Below are 18,596 nucleotides of genomic sequence, written 5' to 3'. Positions count from 1 at the left end.
TTGGACTTGCTGGAAGCGATCCCTTACAATTTATGGTACGCTCGGCTAATTTCTTGGGATGGCGGGCACGGCGCCGTCTTGCGCTCACATATGGCGAGATCGTGCATGCGCGTGTACCCACCTTACGGACGTTGATGCGCCTGCTTGGGAGATGTCGATGACGCAACGTAACATCGCACTTCGCATCAGTGCAGACGATCCGAACGTGGCGTATCTGATGTTGCCTGAGCATCCCGGGTCAGGAACAAAGGGGTGCTCTGCCAGGCAAGTACCATTGTCTGACCTTCTTTCATACGTTGGCGCCGACATAATCCTGGATCTCGATGCGGATGGGCGGCTCATCGGAATTGAAGTGCTTGCCTGAGGCAGGCTTACTAGTGGGCTTCACGACGCCGCGCGCTGCGGCTCGCCATAGACCCGGGCCAGCAGCGTGCGTGCGGTGTCGCCCTGCTACAGCGCGGCGACGGTCACCGCCGTCTCCATGCGCGCGTTGCGCTTGCCATGCGAGGTATGGCGCATCACGGCTCGACAGCCGCCGCACGATCGCATGGCCGAACGCAGATCGGTCTCGGCGAACACGACCACGACCGAGCCGTTGTCCTCGTGGGTCCCGAAATCCATCCGGCGCATCAGCCGGCTGATGATGCGCGCGCCGTCATATTGGGCGCGGGGGTTGACGTGATCGAAGGCGAAGCGCGCGACGGCAAGGCCGCCGCCATTCTTCAGCCGCCAACCTCCCCGCAACGGGCGAACGGCTGCGCAACCCCGACCAGCTCCGCCAATCGCCCGTTGCTGCACCCGCGCCACTCGGCGTCAAACCCAACAGGACTCTAAATCCTACCGGATGAAACTTCGGTGGCAGGTCAGTTGCAGAACAGGGCGGGCCTGCGATGCTCGCCGGTATCGGCATCATGCGAGCGCTAGCTAAGTCCGGCTCGAACGCGTGTGCAACCTTGAGATGGTCGCACGAGTCCCTAAAGAGGATTAATGTTTCACAGATTTTTATCAACGAGATCAGTTTCGCAGATCTTCAAGAAGATCAAAGGTCAGTTGTGGGGGGCGATCCAACTGCCTAGTTCAGGCATCGACGATGTCCGATCCACGATCACTATCGCCGGAGATAAATTTCCGCCGAGGCATTAGCTATGCCGGCGGTCTGGTCGCAATTGGACTGATCTATTTCGCCCTGGCAAAAGGTGGCCTTGCTCTCGCCTCTATTCATCCCAGTGCAACGCCAATTTGGCCACCGACAGGTGTCGCGCTGGCGGCGGTGCTGTTGTGGGGATATCGGACTTGGCCCGCAATTTTCACGGCGGCGGTGATCGCCAATGCGACGACCGCCGGCTCGGTTGCCACCGCGATTGCGATTGCGACCGGTAACTCTCTTGAAGCGGTTGTTGGCGCTTACCTAATCAATCGATGGTCGAGCGGATGTAATACGTTTTCGACGCCATATTCTGTCGCGAAGTTTACCCTGATTTGCCTCGTGATCGCGACACCGATCAGCGCCAGCATTGGACTGTCCAGCCTGGCAACCGCCGGGTACATCGAACGGACGAATTTCGCAAACGCCTGGGTCACATGGTGGCTGGGAGATGTGACCGGCGCGCTGGTCATTGCCCCCGTTATCGTGCTTTGGGCATCAAGCCCCTACCATGCTTTCAACCGCAAGGAATTCTTGGAGGCGGTCGGCGTCCTCGCAACAGCGGCGGCTGTTGGACTCATTGCTTTCAGCCCCCTGATCGAGCAAACGCCGAGCCGAAATCCACTGGGTTTTCTCGCGATCCTGCCAATGTTGTGGGCGGCGCTGCGCTGCGGTCCACGTGACACCGCAACGGTTGCGCTGGTGCTTGCGGGGATCACGATTTGGGGGACGCTCACGGGCGGCGGCCCCTTCACGACCGTGGATCTCAACGTTTCATTCCTGCTGGTATTGATGTTTTTGATCAGTATTGCCGTTCCAAGCTTGCTACTGAGCGCCGACGTCGAGGTGCGCAAGAAAGCGGAGGAAAGTCTGCGCCACGCGCAGATGGAACTCGAACGGAAGGTCGCTGAGCGTACGCAAGAGCTGGAGCTCGCCAATGCAGCAAAATCGCGCTTTCTTGCCATGGCAAGCCATGATTTGCGGCAGCCATTACATGCACTAGGCCTGTTCGTTGCACAGCTGCGCACGCCGCTCAAATCGGGGGAAAGGACAAAGACGATCGAGCGGATCGATGCAACGCGCAAAGAAATGGATGAAATGTTCAACTCGCTCCTGGATATTTCCAGGCTCGATGCTGGAATCCTTACACCCAAAATTACCGAATTCCCGATCGCGCGCCTGTTGCAAACAATTGAGACTACGTTTGATCAGGCAACGCGAGAAAAAGGCTTGCGTCTACGCGTTCGGCGAAGTGACGCCTGGGTGCGGAGCGACGCCATGCTGCTCGAACGCATACTGCTCAATCTGGTATCCAATGCTGTGCGCTATACGTCACGGGGCGGGATCATTGTCGGATGTCGTCGGCGCGGTGAAATGTTGCGTATCGAAGTATGGGATAGCGGTCCCGGCATTCCTGAGGATCAGAAGCAGAATATCTTTGGCGAGTTTTTTCAACTACCCGGCCCAGAACGGAACCGGTACGGCGGCCTGGGGCTCGGCCTGGCTATTGTCGACAGGCTTCGCGTACTTCTCAACCATCAAGTCGACTTAGCTTCGACTATGGGCCGAGGTTCGCGATTCTCAATCCTGATTCCGATGGCCGATAAATGCGTCAGGTCCACTGAGCCCGTCGACTCACCTCGCCCCGCAGCGGTCGAGGGTAAGGTAATTCTTGTTATTGCCGATGCTCCAATTGTGCGAGAGGAGACGGGCGGATTGCTTGGCAAATGGGGATACTCCGTCCTTACCGCCGGATCCGACGAAGCTGCGCTCATCCGACTGGCTGAGCGCCAACAACGCCTCGATCTTATAATCTCGGACTATCATCTTGCCAGCGGAAAGACCGGTATCCGAGCAATTGAACAAATTAGTGCGGCGTTTGGCTCGTCAATTCCAGCTATCCTCACCAGCGGCGATACGGCACCCGAACCATTACGTGACGCTAAGGACAGAGGGTACATTTTGCTGCACAAACCTGTCGACCCAATGCGGCTCCGCGCTGTCATGCACGAGTTCTTGAGGGATCAAGGCGATAGGAGAGACACCGGGGCGGCGTTATGAATCAGATTTCGGCGACAAGTCCCAGCCCATTTTTCCTACTTCTATTACTGCCTCGGTGCGACTCGTTACATTGAGTGCCTTGAGAACGACCGTGATGTGGTTCTTCACGGTCGGCACGGCCATATCGAGGGTCTTGGCAATGATCTTGTTGCTTTTTCCCTTCATCAGGAGCGCAAGCACTTCAATCTGCCGATCGGTCAACCCGAGACCCTTGGGAGAGTCCCGCGTCGCTAGCTTATTTGCAGGCCGCGGAGACGTTGGTTCCTCAAGTATCTCCGAGGGAATGTAAATGCCGCCAGAGAACACTAACTTGATGGCGTTGAGCATGACCTCACGTTCGGTAGTTTTCGGGATGAAACCCAGAGCGCCAAGTTTGAAGGCACGCTTGACTGTATCTTGATCATCCGAGGACGAGAGAATGACGATAGCAATGGTCGCATAGCGGTCACGCAGTTCGCGGAGGACAGAGAAGCCATCTCGATCAGGCAAATTGATATCAAGCAAAATGAGGCTGATGTCAGGATGTTCCTCGACTATGTGCACTGCCTCACGGCCGTTCGAAGCTTCAAAAATGACGGAGTCTCGCTTCAGTTGTTTCACGACAGCGTGCAACGCCTCGCGGATTAATGCATGGTCGTCGACAATAAGAACTTTCATAAAAGCTCTCCGTCATCCCATTGCACGGAGATCCAACTCAAAAAACATACACCCACCTTCGGGTCTTTGGCGAGGAAGAAGCTGGCGGAAGACTGGCTCTCGATACCGTCTATCCACCATCATCCTTGGCCCAACCAGCGGTTCGCCGCCGGGCACTCAAGGTAGGAGCCGAATGCCGTTGTGTGGTGTAATTGTAGTCACCGCACGGTAGGAGCGCGAGTACGGACCACGAAAGTCGTGGGACTCAGGGTCTCCTTCGCCTGTAGGCAAAGGTGATTGATGCCGAGATCTGTACGGTACCTTGATCATAGGACCTAGGAACCTCTCTCTGTGGACCTCCGGCTGATTTACGCGCTCTGCCGTTTGAACGATGATCGTCAAACGGACAGCCTCACGCGCCAGCAGGTTCTACCAAGCGCCGCCAGCCGCCATATGATCATTATCGTAATAGCTTTGGTGGCCGGGGTCGGCGTGAAGCAAATCTAGATTGCGGCGTTGTCACGATCCGGCAGCGCGGCGGTGACTTTCTGTCAAATTCGGTCCCTCTTGAAGCGTGCTCGTACGCCGGACGGGGCAATCAGATGCATGATCGAACTGCCGACCTGAAGCCATCGGTAGGCGCGTTGCCGGAGCTGAAAGGCTACGGCCGCGATTTGCGCATTGATGCCTGCCGCGGCATCGCGCTCTGGTGCATCTTTCTTGATCATGTCCCCAACAACATCGGGAGCTGGCTGACACTGCGGAACTACGGCTTCAGCGATGCCGCGGAAGTGTTCATGTTCGTGTCGGGCGTAAGCTGCACGTTGGCCTACGGCAAGGCATGGCGCTGCGGGGGGTGGACCGGCGTGATCGGCCGGACGCTGTGGCGAAGCTGGGATATTTATGTCGCATTTCTGCTGCTCACGCTCGCCTGCGCCATCATGGTTCACCTCGCAGGCGGCGGCCATCTTGCCGACGAGAGCAATACGCGCATTCTGTTGGAACAGCCGGGCGTGACGCTCGCGCACGCGGCGATCCTGCAATACTGCCCCGTCAACACCGACGTCTTGCCGCTCTTCGTGCTTTATCACCTTTTGTTCGCGCCGCTGCTGTGGCTGCTGCTGCGAGCGCCGAACGCAACGCTCGGCGCGTCGCTGTTGCTTTACGCACTGGTGCACGTCTTCGGATGGACCATCCCGGCATGGCCGAACGGCCACTGGGCCTTCAATCCGCTGGCTTGGCAGCTGCTGGTCGTGCTTGGCGTGTGGTGGATGATCGAAGACAAGAGAGCCCGGCCATGGGTGACCTCACGCACCGCGCTTGTGGCTGCCGCTCTCTATCTGGTGTTCAGCCTCATCATCGCATTGAGCTGGAGCATCAAACCGCTGGAAGCGCTGGTCCCGCAGGCGCTGCTGACGCTGCTTTACCCGATGGACAAATCTAATCTCGATCCATTGCGACTGCTGCATTTCTTGGCCCTTGCGGTTTTGGTAGTATGGTTAGTGCCTCGCAATTGGCGAGGGCTGACGACGGCGGTGATGCGCGGCGCCATTCTCTGTGGCCAGAATTCGCTGCCAATCTACTGCCTCGGCGTTCTGCTGACGTTCGCCAGCCGCCTGGCGCTGCTCGGCATCTCGGAGGGGCTGACGATGCAGATCGCGCTCAGTGTTGGCGGCGTCCTGGTGATGATCGTGGCGGCGACGCTGCTGAACTTGATCAAGATCGAGCCGAGGCAGCAGCCGGACGCGAAGCCCGTCGAGCAGACAACCAGGTTTGAGCTGGTCGTCAATCTCAAGACAGCCAAGGCGCTCGGCGTTGACATTCCGTCCACGCCGCCCGCCTCGGGCCGACGAGGTGGCCGAACAAAGATGCTGTTTGCTCCGGTGCGCGAGTCCGGCTGCGGCGCTGATCCAGCGCCAGCAATCGCGCACGCCTTCGGGCCACCAGCGAAAACTGTGGGTCAGGTCGTGAATTAGTTCACAAGGACTGTGGAGCCTGCCCTTTATTCTTCCGGCCATCGTACAGGAGCCAAGGCCATGATTTCCCACCCAAGGACCCACAAGGGAGCGGTGCTGATCGCGGCGTGCGTGATGTTTGCCAGCGTAGCGGCATTATTGTCGGTCAACGTGACGTCACCCACTAGCGCCGCGCTCGGCGCTGACTGGCAGTGCAGCCGGCTTGCGCTCGTTATCACGATCTGCACCCATGTGCGTGCACACGAGACCGTTTCAACTGGCGTGCGCAAGCGGACCTGGTACCCGGAATCATAGCTCGGTGATACGGCGGTCTTTGAAGCGGCGTTGCCGGGCCTTTTTCTTGGTCCAGACGAAGGGCTCAGATCTGACGTTATATGCTTTGCTGTAGTGACCTGCCCCTAGGAGTTTGCGGCCTATGCGGCCAACCGCACCGTAACGGGCGATCGGCTGCGCACCCCCCACCAGCTCCGCCATTCGCCCGTTGCGGCACCCGCGCCACTCGGCGTAAAGCCCAACAGGACTCTAAATGCTCCTGGATGAAACTTCGGTGGCAGGTCACTCGCAATGACGCCCGTGACGCAGGCAACATCGTTCTATGAAGCCGCGCGTTGCGCCTCGCCGTAGACGCGGGCCAGCAAGGTGCGCGCGGTGTCGCCCGGCTGCAGCGCGGCGACGGTGACCGAAGGCTCCGTGCGCGTGTCGCGTTTGCCGTGCGAGGTGTGGCGCATCACGCTGGAGAGGCGGCGGGCGATGGCGTGGGCCGAGCGCAGATCCGTCTCGGCAAACACGACGACGACGGAGCCGTTGTCCTCGTGGGTGCCGAAATCCATCCGCCGCATCAGGCGGCTGATGATGCGGGCGCCGTCATACTGGGCGCGCGGATTGACCGGATCGAAGGCGAAGCGGGCCACCGCCAGGCTGCCGCCGCTCTTCTGGGTCTGGCTGACGGCGGTGGCAAAGTCGCGCGCAAAGGCGTTCCGGGTGAGCAGGCCGGTCTGCGGGTCGAGCATGCCGCCGGCTTCGATGGCGCGCAGCGTGCGGTTGAGGCGGGCTTCGAAGGCGTGCTGGCGGATCAAGGGCAGCGCGCTGGCCGCGATGTGCGCGGGAGCGCCGGCGATGATCTCGAGATTGGCGAGTTCCTGCAGCGGCGCCGGCTGGTTGGCAGTGACGACGACGGCAAGGTTGCGGAAGCGGGTGTCCTCGGCGAGCACCGCGAGGAACGCATCGACCACGCGCGGCGAAAACCCTTCGCCGAGCACGATGCCGTCGATGTCGCGGCTCGACAGATGTTTGGCGGCGGCTTCGATGCTCAGCGCGCCGACGACCGCCATGCGTTCGCCGAGCGCGACCGACAGGCCGGGCAGGGAGCTGCCGCGGCCGAGCAGCAGCACGGTCGCGTCATCGAGCGGATCTGTTTCCGGCAATGTGGCGTCGGGTGCTTTCTTCTCATCGAGACGGCGCAGCACGGTGGTGTGCAGCGTGCGGACGCGCAACGCCGCGCGCAGCCGCGCCAGCAGCCGCTCGTGATTGTCGCTGCCATGCAAGGGAATGGCGTGGTCGGGCAGGACAGCGCCACCGGGTGCGATTGCGATCAGCGGCACGTACGGCTTGCGCGCGCCGACATGACGCGAGAACGCCGCAAGCTCGGTTGCATCAACATCCTCGACGACGGCAACGACCGCCGCCGGCTGAACCTTGGACATCATGCTGATCGCATCAGCCCAGCGCGTCTCGACGGAGGGGAGAATTTGCGCCACCGCGAGGGCCGCACTCAGCGAAGGCCGCGTGGACGAGGAGACGATGAGAAGCGGGCCTTGTGGGGACATCCAGGGAACTCAGGATACGCTGACGTTACATCGCGATCCTAGGTCCCTCCCGTTAACGCAGCGTCAACACTGTTCCAAACATGACGGTTCCGTAGCTGTCCGGACGGCAGGATCAGCCGCCCGAGCCGGCGCGGTCGCGGAAGGCCTCGACCATCAGCGGATTGAGTCCCAGCTCGGCAAGCGCTTCCCGCGCGCGCGCATTGTCCATCGCGCGGCCCGCGAGGCGGTGACCGCTGAGACGGTCGGGCAGAGCGGTCAGCAGCGCGCCCTGGCCCAGCCGCCTCGACCATTCGTGCAGATCCTGGGCGAGGAAGCGGTAGCCGCCAACGGCCATCACGCCGGCCGGCGGCGCCGTGATCGAGATCGTGTCCTGGGCGCGGTCGAGGCGCACGGCGTATTCGGTGTCGACGTAGTCGCGCGGCGCTGCCGGCATCAGCGAGTCGCTCGGCGGTTGCGGCGGCGCGTAGGCGGCCAACACGACCATGGGCCCACGCAGCCCGAGCGTGCCCTTCGGCGTCACCAGGATCTCGCCGGCGATCGACGAGCCCGGCTGTTCGCGCGGCGCGCCCTGGCGACCCGGCTTGACCGGCCCGGGACTGCCATCGGCCGCGGTGCGGCGCACGGCGAACAGTCCGGCTTCGCCGAACAGATAGACGTCGGTCATCTCGATGTCGCGTGTCTTCCACGATGCGCTCGACGCCACCTGCTCGGGCGCGCGCCACAGGCCGAGCACATAGCGCAGGTTCGGCAGCCGCGCGGCCAGATTGCCCTCGTCGAGACGCAAGGCGAGTTGAGCCGGGGCGACCAGCGTATCGCAGGCCAGCTCTGCGAGCTGCTGTTCCAGCGCGTCGGCGTCGAACGGGTGGTGCAGCGCAAGGGTGCCGCCGGACAACAGCCATGTCACGACCGAGGCGGCGAGGCCGGCGAATGACGACGGCAGGAAGGCCGACATCATGTTCACGCCCTGCGGCAGATCGCTCTCGAGCGAGACGGCGAGCCCACCGGCGATCAGGCTCAAATGGGTGCGCGGCACGGCGCGGAAGCCGTCGGCGGTCACGTCGAAGGAGACGATCGCGGCCTTGCGGCCGTCCGGCATGAGCCCGCGCGTCGAGCGCGAGGGTTTTGCGATCGACTGGTCCAGCGAATACATCCCCTCGGGCAGGTCGGAGCCGAAGCCGCAGACGTGGCGGATCGAGAACGCCTCCGCCGCCGCATTCATCGCGAGATCGGAGTGAATCACGCCGTCGATCTTCGACATCGTGACGATGGCGCGCGCGCTGGTGCGGTTCAGCGCCGCCACGAGCTCCGACTGACGCCACAGCAGCGGGAATACGGCGACCACGAGGCCGGCGCGATGCGCGGCCAGCACCGTCAGCACGAACTCGATCGTGTTGGGCAGTTGGACCGCGATCACCGAATGAGCCGGCAGGCCGGCGTCGACGAAGTGCGCGGCCAGCGCCGAGATCACGCGATCGGCTTCGGCATAGGTCAGGCGCATCGGCGGTCGCCCGGTGACGCGCTGCTTGTTGATCGGATCGACCAGCGCAACCGCATCCGGCTTGCGCGCCAGGATGCGTTGAAACAACGCGTCGAGCGTCGGCGACGTATTGGCCTGATTCACCTGTTGCCCCGTACTTTCACGGACCCGGCCACGACCAATTGCCCCGATTGGTCACTTCCGTGCCGGCTCCGGCCGCTGCCACCAGCTCTCCGGGAGCGCTCCCGTCAAAGCTGTCCTCTCTGGCCGTTCTATACGATTCCACCGCGCGATCCATTCCTCGGCGGCATTGAGCACTGGAATAGCGTAGAACCCCGCCATCAGGGTACGGTCCAATGCGCGAACCGTCGAGATAAATTCCGGCCTGTCGCGGGCGCGCAACAGCGCCGCGATCATGGCGTCGATCGCCGGGTCCTTGGCGCCCATGTAGTTGCGGGTTCCGGTGCGGTCGGCGGCCTCGCTGCCCCAATAGAACGCCTGCTCGTTGCCGGGAGACAGCGACTGGTCCCAGCGGTTCTGGATCATGTCGAACTCGAAGCTCAGGCGGCGCTGGTCGAACTGCACGGGATCGACGACCCTGACGGACGCATTGATGCCGGCCCGCTTGAGACTGCCGGCGTAAGCCAGCGCAATACGCTCCTGGTCGCGCGTCGTGACCAGGATCTCGAAGGCGAGGGGGGCCCGCGTCGTCCGATACCGCAAGACCGTCCCGTCGAAGCCATAGCCGGCCTCGCCAAGCAGATCGAGCGCCGCCTTCAGCGTTGCGCGGTCGCGGCCGGACCCGTCGGTGATCGGCAGGCGGTAGCTGCCGTCCATGATATCGGGGGGGATCTGCGCGGCGTACGGCTTCAACAGATCGAGCTCGGCCGCATCGGCTGGACGTCCATAGGCCGAAAGCTCGGATCCGGCGAAATAGCCACCGCTGCGGCGGTACAGCCCGAAGAAGTAGTTGCGGTTGATCCATTCGAAATCGAACAGCAGCGTCAGCGCACGGCGCACCTTCACGTCGGCGAACACCGGCCGCCGCGTGTTGAACACCAGGAACTGCGAGGGCTGCGGCATCCCCGAGGTGAAGCTGTCGCGGATGACCTCGCCATTGCGCGCGGCCGGGAAGTCGTAGCCGTCGTGCCAGCGCAGCGGTTCGGTCTCGACGCGGAAGTCGTACAGCCCGCGTTTGAAGGCTTCGAACTGTCCATTGGACTCGCGGTAGTAATCGAGCCGGACCTCGTCGAAGTTCCACAATCCGCGGTTGACCGGCAGGTCGCGTCCCCAATAGTCCGGATTGCGGATGAGGGTGACACTGGATCCCGGCTGCACCGCGGTGACACGATACGGGCCCGACCCGAGCGGCGCGGTCATCGTCGTGTCCTCGAAGCTCGCCAGGTCGGTCGCGTGCTTCGCCAGAATCGGCATCAGGCCGAGGATCAGCGGCAACTCGCGGTCTTCGGCGCCGCCGAAATCGAACCGGATGGTCAGCGGATCAAGCACGTCGACCCTGGCGACCTTGCCGTAGTATTGCCGGTGGTTGGGGCGGCCGTGATCACGCAGCAGCGCAAAGGAGAACGCCACGTCCTCGGCGCGCACCCGGCTGCCGTCGGAGAAGCGGGCGCGCGGGTCGAGCCGGAAGGTGATATAGGTCCTGTTCTCGTCGGTCTCGACGGTTTTCGCCAGCAGGCCATACAGCGTGAACGGCTCGTCATTGCCGCGGGTGAGCAGGCTCTCGACCACATAGCTGCGGATTTGCTGCACTGCGATGCCGCGGACGATGAACGGGTTCAGGCTATCGAAGGTGCCGAGCAGTCCCCAGACCAGACGACCGCCCTTGGGCGCGTCGGGATTCGCGTACGCCATGTGGTCGAAGTCGGCGGGCAAGGCCGGGTGACCATGCATGGCGATCGCCGCAGTTTCTGCCGCTTTCGCCATGGGAGTGTAGACCTCGGGCAACAATGCCAGGGTGACGGCGACACATCGCACGGCCGCGCTGAACATGCGCTGCAGCATCAGGATCGGGGCGCAAGCATTTGATTCGGAACAGGTCACAAGGGGCTTTTACCACACGCTCGCCAGCGCTAGACCGCGGCTTCGACATGGTCTCGCGGCATTGATTCTTCCGCGCACCGCGTTAAGAAGGCGGGCGATTGAGTTACGGCGGTAACGCCTGTCACTCAACCGCCTCATTTCCTGAGGAGACAGCCGCTTCAACGGCTTGGTGTGGCGCCTTTGGCGGTCTCGGGCGCTGCCGTTCAGAAAGGGTTTTCCGCAATGAATTTCCGTGACTTGGCCTCGTCGGTTGGGCCGCGTGGGCGGCTTGTCGCGCTGCTCGCGGTCACCGCGCTGGCCGTTTCCTTCGCTCCTTCGGTTGCGCAGGCTCAAGCGCCGAAGGCGAAGGCTCCGGCTGCCGCTCCCAAGGCTCCCGCTCCGGCCGCCCAGGCCCCTGCCACTCCTCCCGCCGGCGGCCAGCCTCAGGCCCAGGCTCAGCAGGAGATGCCGCAGCTGATCTATGCGCCGTGGACCAAGTTCTGCCTGAAGGGGCAGGATGCCAACGCCAAGCAGGTCTGCTTCATCGGCAAGGACGGCCGCATCGAATCCGGTCAGCCTGTGGTTGCAGCGGTCATCATCGAGCCCGAAGGCGAGCCGAAGAAGATCCTGCGTGTGACCCTGCCGCTCGGCATGCAGTTGCAGCCCGGCACCCGCATCGTCATCGACAACAACCAGTTCATGGAAGGCAAATACGTCATCTGCTTCCAGAACGGCTGCATGTCGGACTACGAAGCAACGCCCGAATTCGTGAACAGCCTCAAGAAGGGCCAGACCCTCTACGTCCAGGCGATCAACTCGAACGGCACCGCGCTGACGCTGCCGCTGCCGCTGCAGGAAGGCAACAGCAGCTTCGCCAAGGCCTATGATGGTCCGCCGACCGACCCGAAGCAGTTCGAAGAAACCCAGAAGAAGCTGCAGGAAGAGCTGCAGAAGCGCGCCGAGGAGCAGCGCAAGAAGCTCGAGCAGACCCAGCCGGGCCAGCCGCAGGCGAAGCAGTAACGCCGGTCGGGTCCATTCCGCAAAATCAAGGGCGCTCCATTCGGAGCGCCTTTTTCGTTCTGCGGACGGATGTGAGGGGAACTTGCGCGCCGGGACCAAAGATCAAGCCTGCGCCGGCGGCGCTGGGTTGAAACCCTCCGGTCGACAGGTCAGTTCATCAGCGGATTGCGCGGACGATAGCCGCCCGACTTGTCCTTGATGAAGATCTCCGCAACCTGGGAATGGCGGATCGGCTCGCCGGACTCGTCGGGAACCAGGTTCTGCTCGGAGACATAGGCGACGTATTCGGATTCCGCGTTCTCGGCCAGCAGGTGATAAAATGGCTGGTCCTTGTGCGGACGGACCTCCTCGGGAATCGACAACCACCATTCCTCGGTGTTGTTGAACTCCGGATCGATGTCGAAAATCACGCCCCGGAACGAGAACACCCGATGCCGGACGATCTGGCCGATCTGAAACTTGGCAGTTCGCGCTTTGATCATCCCAGTCGAATAGACCAGGATGGGGAGCGATGCTAGTGCCCCGCGGGCGGATTTGATCTAGACCGATCCGATTCGCGTCAAGCCGCGACGCCCCCGCATTCCAGGCCCTTCCCAGGCCCCCTCAGGGGGTCATCTTCCGAGCCCATGTTCGACATTCTCAATCTGGCCCTGCCTTATTTCGGCGTCGTTTTCATAGGCTTCGCCTGCGGTAAGTGGAGGAGGCTGCCCGAAGCCGGGCTCGCCTGGATGAACTTCTTCCTGCTCTACGTCTCGCTGCCCGCTTTGATGTTCAACCTCATCGCGCGCACGCCGTTCACGGAGCTGAGCAACCCTCCCTTCCTGGTTGCAACGACGCTCGCTACCATGCTCACCTTCGCCCTGGCGCTCGTGCTCGGCAAGGCCATCGGGCGGCTGTCGCTACGCGAGGCGACCATGGCCGGGCTCGCGGGCGGCTACGGCAACATCGGCTATATGGGGCCTGGGCTGGCGCTGGCCGTGCTCGGGACCAAGGCGGCGGCGCCGACCGCGCTGATCTTCTGCTGCGACAGCATCTTCCTGTTCTCGATCGTGCCGCTGCTCGTCGAGCTGACCGAGCGCGACCACGCCTCGGTGGTGCATGCGCTGCGCACGGTGCTGCGCCAGATCCTGCAGAACCCGCTGATCATGGCGACGGCAGCCGGCATGCTGGCGGCGGCGTTTCAGCTGCATCCGCCGACCGTGCTCGACCGCACCCTGCAGTTCCTGCAAAACGCCGCTGCGCCGACGGCGCTGTTCGCGCTCGGCGTGACCGTGGCGCTGCGCCCGTTCGAGCGGCTGCCCTGGGAGGTGCCGGTCCTGACCGTGGTGAAGCTCGTCGTCCACCCGCTGCTGTCGTTCGGGCTGATGCTGCTGTTCGGGCCGTTCGCGCAGCCTTGGGCGGCGACTGCGGTGCTGATGGCGGCGCTGCCGCCGGCGCTCAATGTGTTCGTGATCGCGCGCCAGAATGACAGCTGGATCGAGCCGGCCTCATCGGCGGTGCTGATCGGCACCTTCGCCTCGGTGATCACCCTGACCAGCGTGATGTGGCTGATCCAGACTGGCCGGCTGGTGTTTCCCTGACGGTGCTCAACCGGCCTTGCGCGTGGCTCTCCATGACGGCGCCAGGCCCTCGCGCATCGCGAGCCGCCGCAGCGGACCGATGCCGCTCATCAGGTGCATGCCGACGGCGCGCAGCGACTGCATCGGCAGGAGATCGCTGAGCAGCGAGCGGTTGGCGACGTCGATGGCGAAGGTGCGGCTCAGGATGTCGGCGCGGCGCGCGGCACCGTAGCGCGCGAGCACCTGCGGGGCACCGATATCCTCGCCGGCCGCATTGGCCTTGCGCACGACATCGGCGATGTCGATGCCGTCGCGCAGGCCGAGGTTCAGTCCCTGCGCACCGATCGGCGGCACCACATGCGCGGCCTCGCCGACCAGGGCGATGCGGTTTTGCGCGTAGCGCAGGGGCCGCTCGATCGCGAGCGGAAACACATGGCGGCCCGGCTCGACGCGAACGCGTCCGAAGATCGAATGCGACTGCCGCTCGGCGGCGTCGGACAGGGCGTCGTCGTCGAGCGCGAACAGCCGGTCGGCCTCCTTCGGGGCTGCGACCCAGACGACGCTGGAGCGGTCGCCCGGCAGCGGCACGAACACGCAGGGGCCCTGCGGCGTGTGGAATTCCGTCGACACGTTGTGATGCGGCCGCGCATGGGTGATGTTGAAGGTCAGCGCAGACTGCTGCAGCGTGCGCCGGCTCACGCCGATGCCGGCGGCCTCGCGGCACAGCGAATGCCGGCCATCGGCGCCGACCACGAGCCGCGCCGTCAGCACGCGGCCCGATGCGCTGGTGACGGTCACCGCATCGGCATCGCTGCGCACGCTTTCCGCATCCTCGGCGATCCGCACCAGGCCGTCGATTTCGCTGGCGCGTTGTTCCAGCGCCTCGACCAGGATGGCATTGGCGATGTTGTAGCCGAACACGTCGAGACCGATCTCGTCGGCGACGAAGCGCACCTCCGGGGCTCGGAACAGCCGGCCGGTATCGTCGACCAGCCGCATCGCCTTCAGGCCGGCGGCGCGGTCACGACACGATGACCAGACGCCGATCTCGTCGAGGAAATCGACCGAGCCGCCGAGCAGGGCGGTGGTGCGGTTGTCGGCATATGGAGCCTTGCGGGCCACGAGCGCCGTCCGCGCCCCGGTCTGCGACAATGCAATCGCGGCGGCGAGCCCGGCGGGTCCGCCGCCGACGACGATGACATCAAAGCTGGCGTCTGTGTTGCTCATGCGGGAACATTTGACGTTCCTGCAGGGCTTTTTCAAGGGTATTGCGTGAGCCTGCGCGGCGCATGGCCGCAACTGCGGATATGCAATTGGCTCCGATTCCTGATAGCACTGGCGTCGCATGGATCAGTTGAGACCAGAGAGCAGGGTGGCCGCAACGCCCGCGCATCGTGCCGCGGCGTTCTCGGTGCACGTCTTCACCGCGCTCGGTGCGGGCGTCGCGCTGCTCGCGATGCTCGAGGCCGTGCGCGAGCATTGGACTGCGATGTTCTGGTGGCTCGGCGGCGCGCTCATCATCGACGGCATCGACGGGCCGCTGGCGCGCCGGCTCGACGTCGTCCATGTGCAGCCGGACTGGTCGGGCGACGTGCTCGATCTGGTGGTGGATTTCACGACCTATGTGTTCGTGCCGGCCTACGCCATCACCGCCAGCGGGATGCTGCTGCCGCTCGCCGCGCCGGTCATCGGCGTCGGCATCGCCGTCACCGGCGCACTGTATTTCGCCGATCGCCGCATGAAGAGCGACGACAATCATTTTCGCGGGTTTCCGGGACTCTGGAACATCGCGGCATTCTACCTGTTCCTGCTGCATCCCTCGCCATCGTTGGCGACCTTGGGTCTCGCGGTCCTGATCGCGCTGACCTTCGTCCCATTCCATGTCATCCACCCGGTGCGCGTCGAGCGGCTGCGCTGGCTGACGCTGCCGCTGGTCGCGCTCTGGGGCGTCCTGGTCATCGACGCGCTGGGAAACAACTTCGCCGTGGGCCCGATTGTAACGACGCTGTTGTGCGCGATCGCCCTCTACATCGTCGCGAGCGACTCCGCGATCCGCCTGTTGAGATCCTTGAAAGCATGATCGACCTTCTGACCAGTCCCGAAGCGTGGGCCGCGCTGCTCACCCTGACCGCCCTCGAGATCGTTCTCGGCATCGACAACGTCATCTTCCTGTCGGTGATCACCTCGCGCATCCCGCAGCCGCAGGCGACACGCGCCCGCCAGATCGGGCTGGCGTTGGCCTTGATCTTCCGCATCCTGCTGCTCAGCGTGCTGGTCTGGCTGATCGGGCTGACGCAGCCGGTGTTCACGATCGGTGGCCTCGGCTTCTCCTGGCGCGACATCATCCTGATCGCCGGCGGCCTGTTCCTGATCGCCAAGGCCACGCACGAGATCCATGCCGAGGTCGAGGCGCGTGAGGGGGAGGAGGGGTCGCAGGGCGGCGGCGCCAACAAGTTCTTCTGGGTGATTCTGCAGATCATCGTCATCGATCTCGTGTTCTCGCTGGACTCGATCATCACCGCGATCGGCATGGCCCAGGATCTCGAGATCATGATCGCCGCCGTCATCATCGCGGTCGTCATCATGTACGTGTCCTCGGGACCCGTCGCGCGTTTCGTGGCAAACCATCCGACCACCAAGATGCTGGCGCTGGCCTTCCTGGTGCTGATCGGCGTCGCGCTGGTCGCCGACGGCTTCGAGTTCCACATCCCGCGCGGCTACATCTACTTCGCGATCGTCTTTGCGCTGGCAGTCGAAGCCTTCAACGTGATGGCCTCGCGCAACCGCAGGAAGCGCAACGCCTGACAGGCGCCGAGTTGACAAGGCCGTCGTGATCGCCTTCGCTTTTGCCGCCGGCAGCGCCGGATGCGCGGCCGGAGGTCGGCTCCTTCAACGGAGCCGGATGTCGATGAGAATCAGGTAAGTGTCGAAGGTTCTTTCGCCGGATTCCCGGAGGCGGCGATGGAGAGTCCGAAGGGGAGATGGCGGGATGGTCAAGGCGGTGCGCGTGCACAAGGTGGGAGGCCCCGAAGCGCTCGTCTATGAGCCGGTTGATCTCGTCGCGCCCGGCCCCGGCGAGGTCCGCATCCGCCAGCACGCGATCGGCCTCAACTTCATCGACGTGTACTATCGCACCGGACTGTACAAGGCGCCCGGCCTGCCGTTCATCGCCGGCAACGAGGCGGCAGGCGAGGTGATCGCCGTGGGGCCGGGCGTCACGCATTTCCATCCCGGCGACCGCGTCGCGTATTATGAGAACCTCGGCGGCTATGCCACCGAGCGCAACATCGGCTGGCAGCGGCTGGTCAAGCTGCCCGACCACATCACCTATGAGCAGGGCGCGGTGCTGATGCTCAAGGGGCTGACGGTCTGGTACCTGCTGCACAAGACCTTCAAGGTCGAGCCGCACCATCGCGTCCTGATCCACGCCGCCGCGGGCGGCATCGGCCTGCTGGCCTGCCAGTGGGCGCGCGCGCTCGGCGCGCACGTCATCGGCACCGTCGGCTCCACAGCGAAGGCGGATCTGGCGCTGGCCAATGGCTGCGACCACGTCATCCTCTACAACGAGGAGGACTTCGTCGCGCGGGTCAAGCAGATCAGCCGCGGCGAATTGTGCGACGTGGTCTATGACGGCGTCGGCAAGTCGACCTTCCCCGGCTCCTTGTCCTGCCTGAAGCCGCGCGGTTTGTTCGTTAGCTTCGGCAATGCCTCGGGTCCGGTGCCGCCATTCTCGATCGCCGAGCTCAACAGTCACGGCTCTCTATTCGCGACCCGGCCGAAGCTCAACGACTACATCGGCAAACGGTCCGAGCTGCTGGAGGGCGCCGACACGCTGTTCTCGGCGGTGATCAGCGGCAAGCTGCACGTGCAGATCAATCACGCCTATGCGCTGAAGGATGCGGGCCGGGCGCACGCCGATCTCGAAAGCCGCGTCACGACCGGGGCCTCGATCCTCAAGCCATAGGAGATTGGCGACCTGGCTCTGCCTCTGGAACCTCGTCCCGGATCGAAGCGTCACCCGCCGCCGAGCTCCAGAGCACCGCGTCCGTCTGCGCTGCCGTCGTCGACGCCTCGATCCGCGCCGGCGCGAGGCTGTCCTGTCCGTCGCGCCAGGCGCGCTCGCGCTCGGGGGCGTCGAGCGCCAGAACGAGACCCTGGTTGAGCTCATAGAGGCCAGAGGCGAGCCCCGCAGCACCGAGCGCGTCCCTGAGCGAATCCTGCACCAGGGCGCGCAGCGCGACGTGTGGCGCCGAGACCGGCACGTCCACCTCGCGGCCGGCCATGGCCTGCGCGCAGGCGCGCCGGTCGAACGAGGCATGGCCGCGGCAGGCGAGCGGACGCGCGGGATGGATGATGCAGCCGCCGCGCACGACGAATGGGCAAGGCTGGCGCAGCTTCATTCGCTCGGTCTCGCTCAGGCCACGCGTCGCGCGGTTGGCGAGCTTGATCCGGCGTGACAGCGAGCCGAGCGCGGTTGCCGGCATGCGCTGATCGATCTGCCGGGCGTAGCGCGCGAGCAGGAAGATCTCCGGTGCCGTCGCGGTCACGCGCAGCGCGCAACAGGAGGGGCAGCCCTTGGCGCAGGCGAGGGTGGGCAGATGCGCCGTCTGGGCATCGATGTTGGCTTCGAACAGATCGAAGGCGCGGTCGGCGAGCATGTCTGCCAGGTTCTGCGAGGCCAACCCGGACGCCAGCAGCGCGTTGAAGACCCGTCGCAGTTCGTTGAAAGCCGCTTCGCTCAATGTTGTCCTCCGACGCGCGCACGGACCAAAACGCCAGCGACCGCGGCGCACCCGGCGCACCGCGGTCGACAGGGATGAGGCAGAGAGGACGCTCGCGGCCTCATCCGGAGAGAGA

General features: G+C 63.9%; 17 protein-coding genes. 9 read left to right on the top strand and 8 right to left on the bottom strand.

What is annotated here, in order from left to right; all coding sequences use genetic code 11:
• Window positions 1-157 precede the first annotated feature (157 nt).
• Window positions 158-364, top strand: coding sequence for a DUF2283 domain-containing protein (locus QX048_RS25190; RefSeq protein ID WP_315712010.1), 207 nt, complete (start codon window positions 158-160; stop codon window positions 362-364).
• Window positions 365-450: 86 nt separating this feature from the next.
• Here the strand turns inward: QX048_RS25190 and QX048_RS25185 are convergent, their stop codons facing one another.
• Window positions 451-744, bottom strand: a complete 294-nt coding sequence (locus tag QX048_RS25185) for a hypothetical protein (protein ID WP_315712009.1) — start codon at window positions 742-744, stop codon at window positions 451-453.
• Window positions 745-1,090: 346 nt separating this feature from the next.
• Between QX048_RS25185 and QX048_RS25175 the strand changes: the two genes are divergently transcribed.
• Window positions 1,091-3,205 (top strand): MASE1 domain-containing protein, encoded by a 2,115-nt coding sequence (locus tag QX048_RS25175; RefSeq protein ID WP_315826935.1) that lies wholly within the window; start codon window positions 1,091-1,093, stop codon window positions 3,203-3,205.
• Here QX048_RS25175 and QX048_RS25170 read toward each other — a convergent pair.
• A complete protein-coding gene (locus QX048_RS25170; RefSeq protein ID WP_315751597.1) occupies window positions 3,200-3,862 on the bottom strand; it encodes a response regulator transcription factor in 663 nt (220 codons plus the stop codon). The two genes, QX048_RS25175 and QX048_RS25170, sit on opposite strands and share 6 nt — an antisense overlap.
• A gap of 581 nt (window positions 3,863-4,443) precedes the next feature.
• Here QX048_RS25170 and opgC point away from each other — a divergent pair.
• Complete coding sequence (opgC, locus tag QX048_RS25165; protein WP_316159437.1) at window positions 4,444-5,817, top strand: OpgC domain-containing protein; 1,374 nt, start codon at window positions 4,444-4,446, stop codon at window positions 5,815-5,817.
• Window positions 5,818-5,877: 60 nt separating this feature from the next.
• Window positions 5,878-6,111 (top strand): hypothetical protein, encoded by a 234-nt coding sequence (locus QX048_RS25160; RefSeq protein ID WP_315712004.1) that lies wholly within the window; start codon window positions 5,878-5,880, stop codon window positions 6,109-6,111.
• A 299-nt stretch (window positions 6,112-6,410) separates the two neighbouring features.
• Here the strand turns inward: QX048_RS25160 and QX048_RS25150 are convergent, their stop codons facing one another.
• From QX048_RS25150 to QX048_RS25140, 3 genes are all read right to left on the bottom strand, one after another.
• Complete coding sequence (locus tag QX048_RS25150) at window positions 6,411-7,643, bottom strand: GGDEF domain-containing protein (RefSeq protein WP_315828484.1); 1,233 nt, start codon at window positions 7,641-7,643, stop codon at window positions 6,411-6,413.
• 112 nt (window positions 7,644-7,755) lie between these two features.
• On the bottom strand, window positions 7,756-9,264 hold the full coding sequence (locus tag QX048_RS25145) for a class I adenylate-forming enzyme family protein (RefSeq protein WP_315751594.1): 1,509 nt from the start codon (window positions 9,262-9,264) through the stop codon (window positions 7,756-7,758).
• Between the two features lie 51 nt (window positions 9,265-9,315).
• Entirely contained in the window at window positions 9,316-11,142 is a 1,827-nt protein-coding gene (locus QX048_RS25140) for an extracellular solute-binding protein (RefSeq protein ID WP_315828485.1), read from the bottom strand.
• Between the two features lie 261 nt (window positions 11,143-11,403).
• Between QX048_RS25140 and QX048_RS25135 the strand changes: the two genes are divergently transcribed.
• Window positions 11,404-12,180: an invasion associated locus B family protein gene (locus QX048_RS25135; protein ID WP_315751592.1), complete on the top strand. Its 777-nt coding sequence runs from the start codon at window positions 11,404-11,406 to the stop codon at window positions 12,178-12,180.
• A gap of 149 nt (window positions 12,181-12,329) precedes the next feature.
• Here QX048_RS25135 and hspQ read toward each other — a convergent pair whose 3' ends face one another.
• Window positions 12,330-12,662 carry a heat shock protein HspQ gene (gene hspQ / locus QX048_RS25130; protein ID WP_315711998.1) on the bottom strand — a complete coding sequence of 111 codons (333 nt, stop codon included), beginning with the start codon at window positions 12,660-12,662 and terminating at the stop codon, window positions 12,330-12,332.
• Between the two features lie 144 nt (window positions 12,663-12,806).
• Between hspQ and QX048_RS25125 the strand changes: the two genes are divergently transcribed.
• Complete coding sequence (locus tag QX048_RS25125; RefSeq protein WP_316170513.1) at window positions 12,807-13,760, top strand: AEC family transporter; 954 nt, start codon at window positions 12,807-12,809, stop codon at window positions 13,758-13,760.
• Window positions 13,761-13,766: 6 nt separating this feature from the next.
• Here the strand turns inward: QX048_RS25125 and QX048_RS25120 are convergent, their stop codons facing one another.
• A complete protein-coding gene (locus QX048_RS25120) occupies window positions 13,767-14,966 on the bottom strand; it encodes a UbiH/UbiF family hydroxylase (RefSeq protein ID WP_315828488.1) in 1,200 nt (399 codons plus the stop codon).
• 118 nt (window positions 14,967-15,084) lie between these two features.
• Between QX048_RS25120 and pcsA the strand changes: the two genes are divergently transcribed.
• The 3 genes from pcsA to QX048_RS25105 all read left to right on the top strand — a co-directional run bounded on the left by pcsA (window position 15,085) and on the right by QX048_RS25105 (window position 17,703).
• On the top strand, window positions 15,085-15,819 hold the full coding sequence (gene pcsA / locus QX048_RS25115) for a phosphatidylcholine synthase (protein WP_315711995.1): 735 nt from the start codon (window positions 15,085-15,087) through the stop codon (window positions 15,817-15,819).
• Window positions 15,816-16,544, top strand: a complete 729-nt coding sequence (locus QX048_RS25110) for a TerC family protein (protein WP_315828489.1) — start codon at window positions 15,816-15,818, stop codon at window positions 16,542-16,544. The genes pcsA and QX048_RS25110 overlap by 4 nt, the downstream gene beginning before the upstream one ends.
• Window positions 16,545-16,728: 184 nt before the next feature.
• Complete coding sequence (locus QX048_RS25105; protein ID WP_315751589.1) at window positions 16,729-17,703, top strand: quinone oxidoreductase; 975 nt, start codon at window positions 16,729-16,731, stop codon at window positions 17,701-17,703.
• Here the strand turns inward: QX048_RS25105 and QX048_RS25100 are convergent.
• Window positions 17,693-18,481 (bottom strand): hypothetical protein, encoded by a 789-nt coding sequence (locus tag QX048_RS25100; protein ID WP_316167939.1) that lies wholly within the window; start codon window positions 18,479-18,481, stop codon window positions 17,693-17,695. The two genes, QX048_RS25105 and QX048_RS25100, sit on opposite strands and share 11 nt — an antisense overlap.
• Between the last annotated feature and the right edge of the window lie 115 nt (window positions 18,482-18,596).

Origin of the sequence: Bradyrhizobium sp. SZCCHNS30572 (assembly GCF_032484415.1) — a bacterium.
In the GTDB taxonomy this organism is placed as follows: domain Bacteria; phylum Pseudomonadota; class Alphaproteobacteria; order Rhizobiales; family Xanthobacteraceae; genus Bradyrhizobium.
Note: the sequence above shows the minus strand (reverse complement) of the source record. Positions and strands in the feature narration are given on the sequence as shown.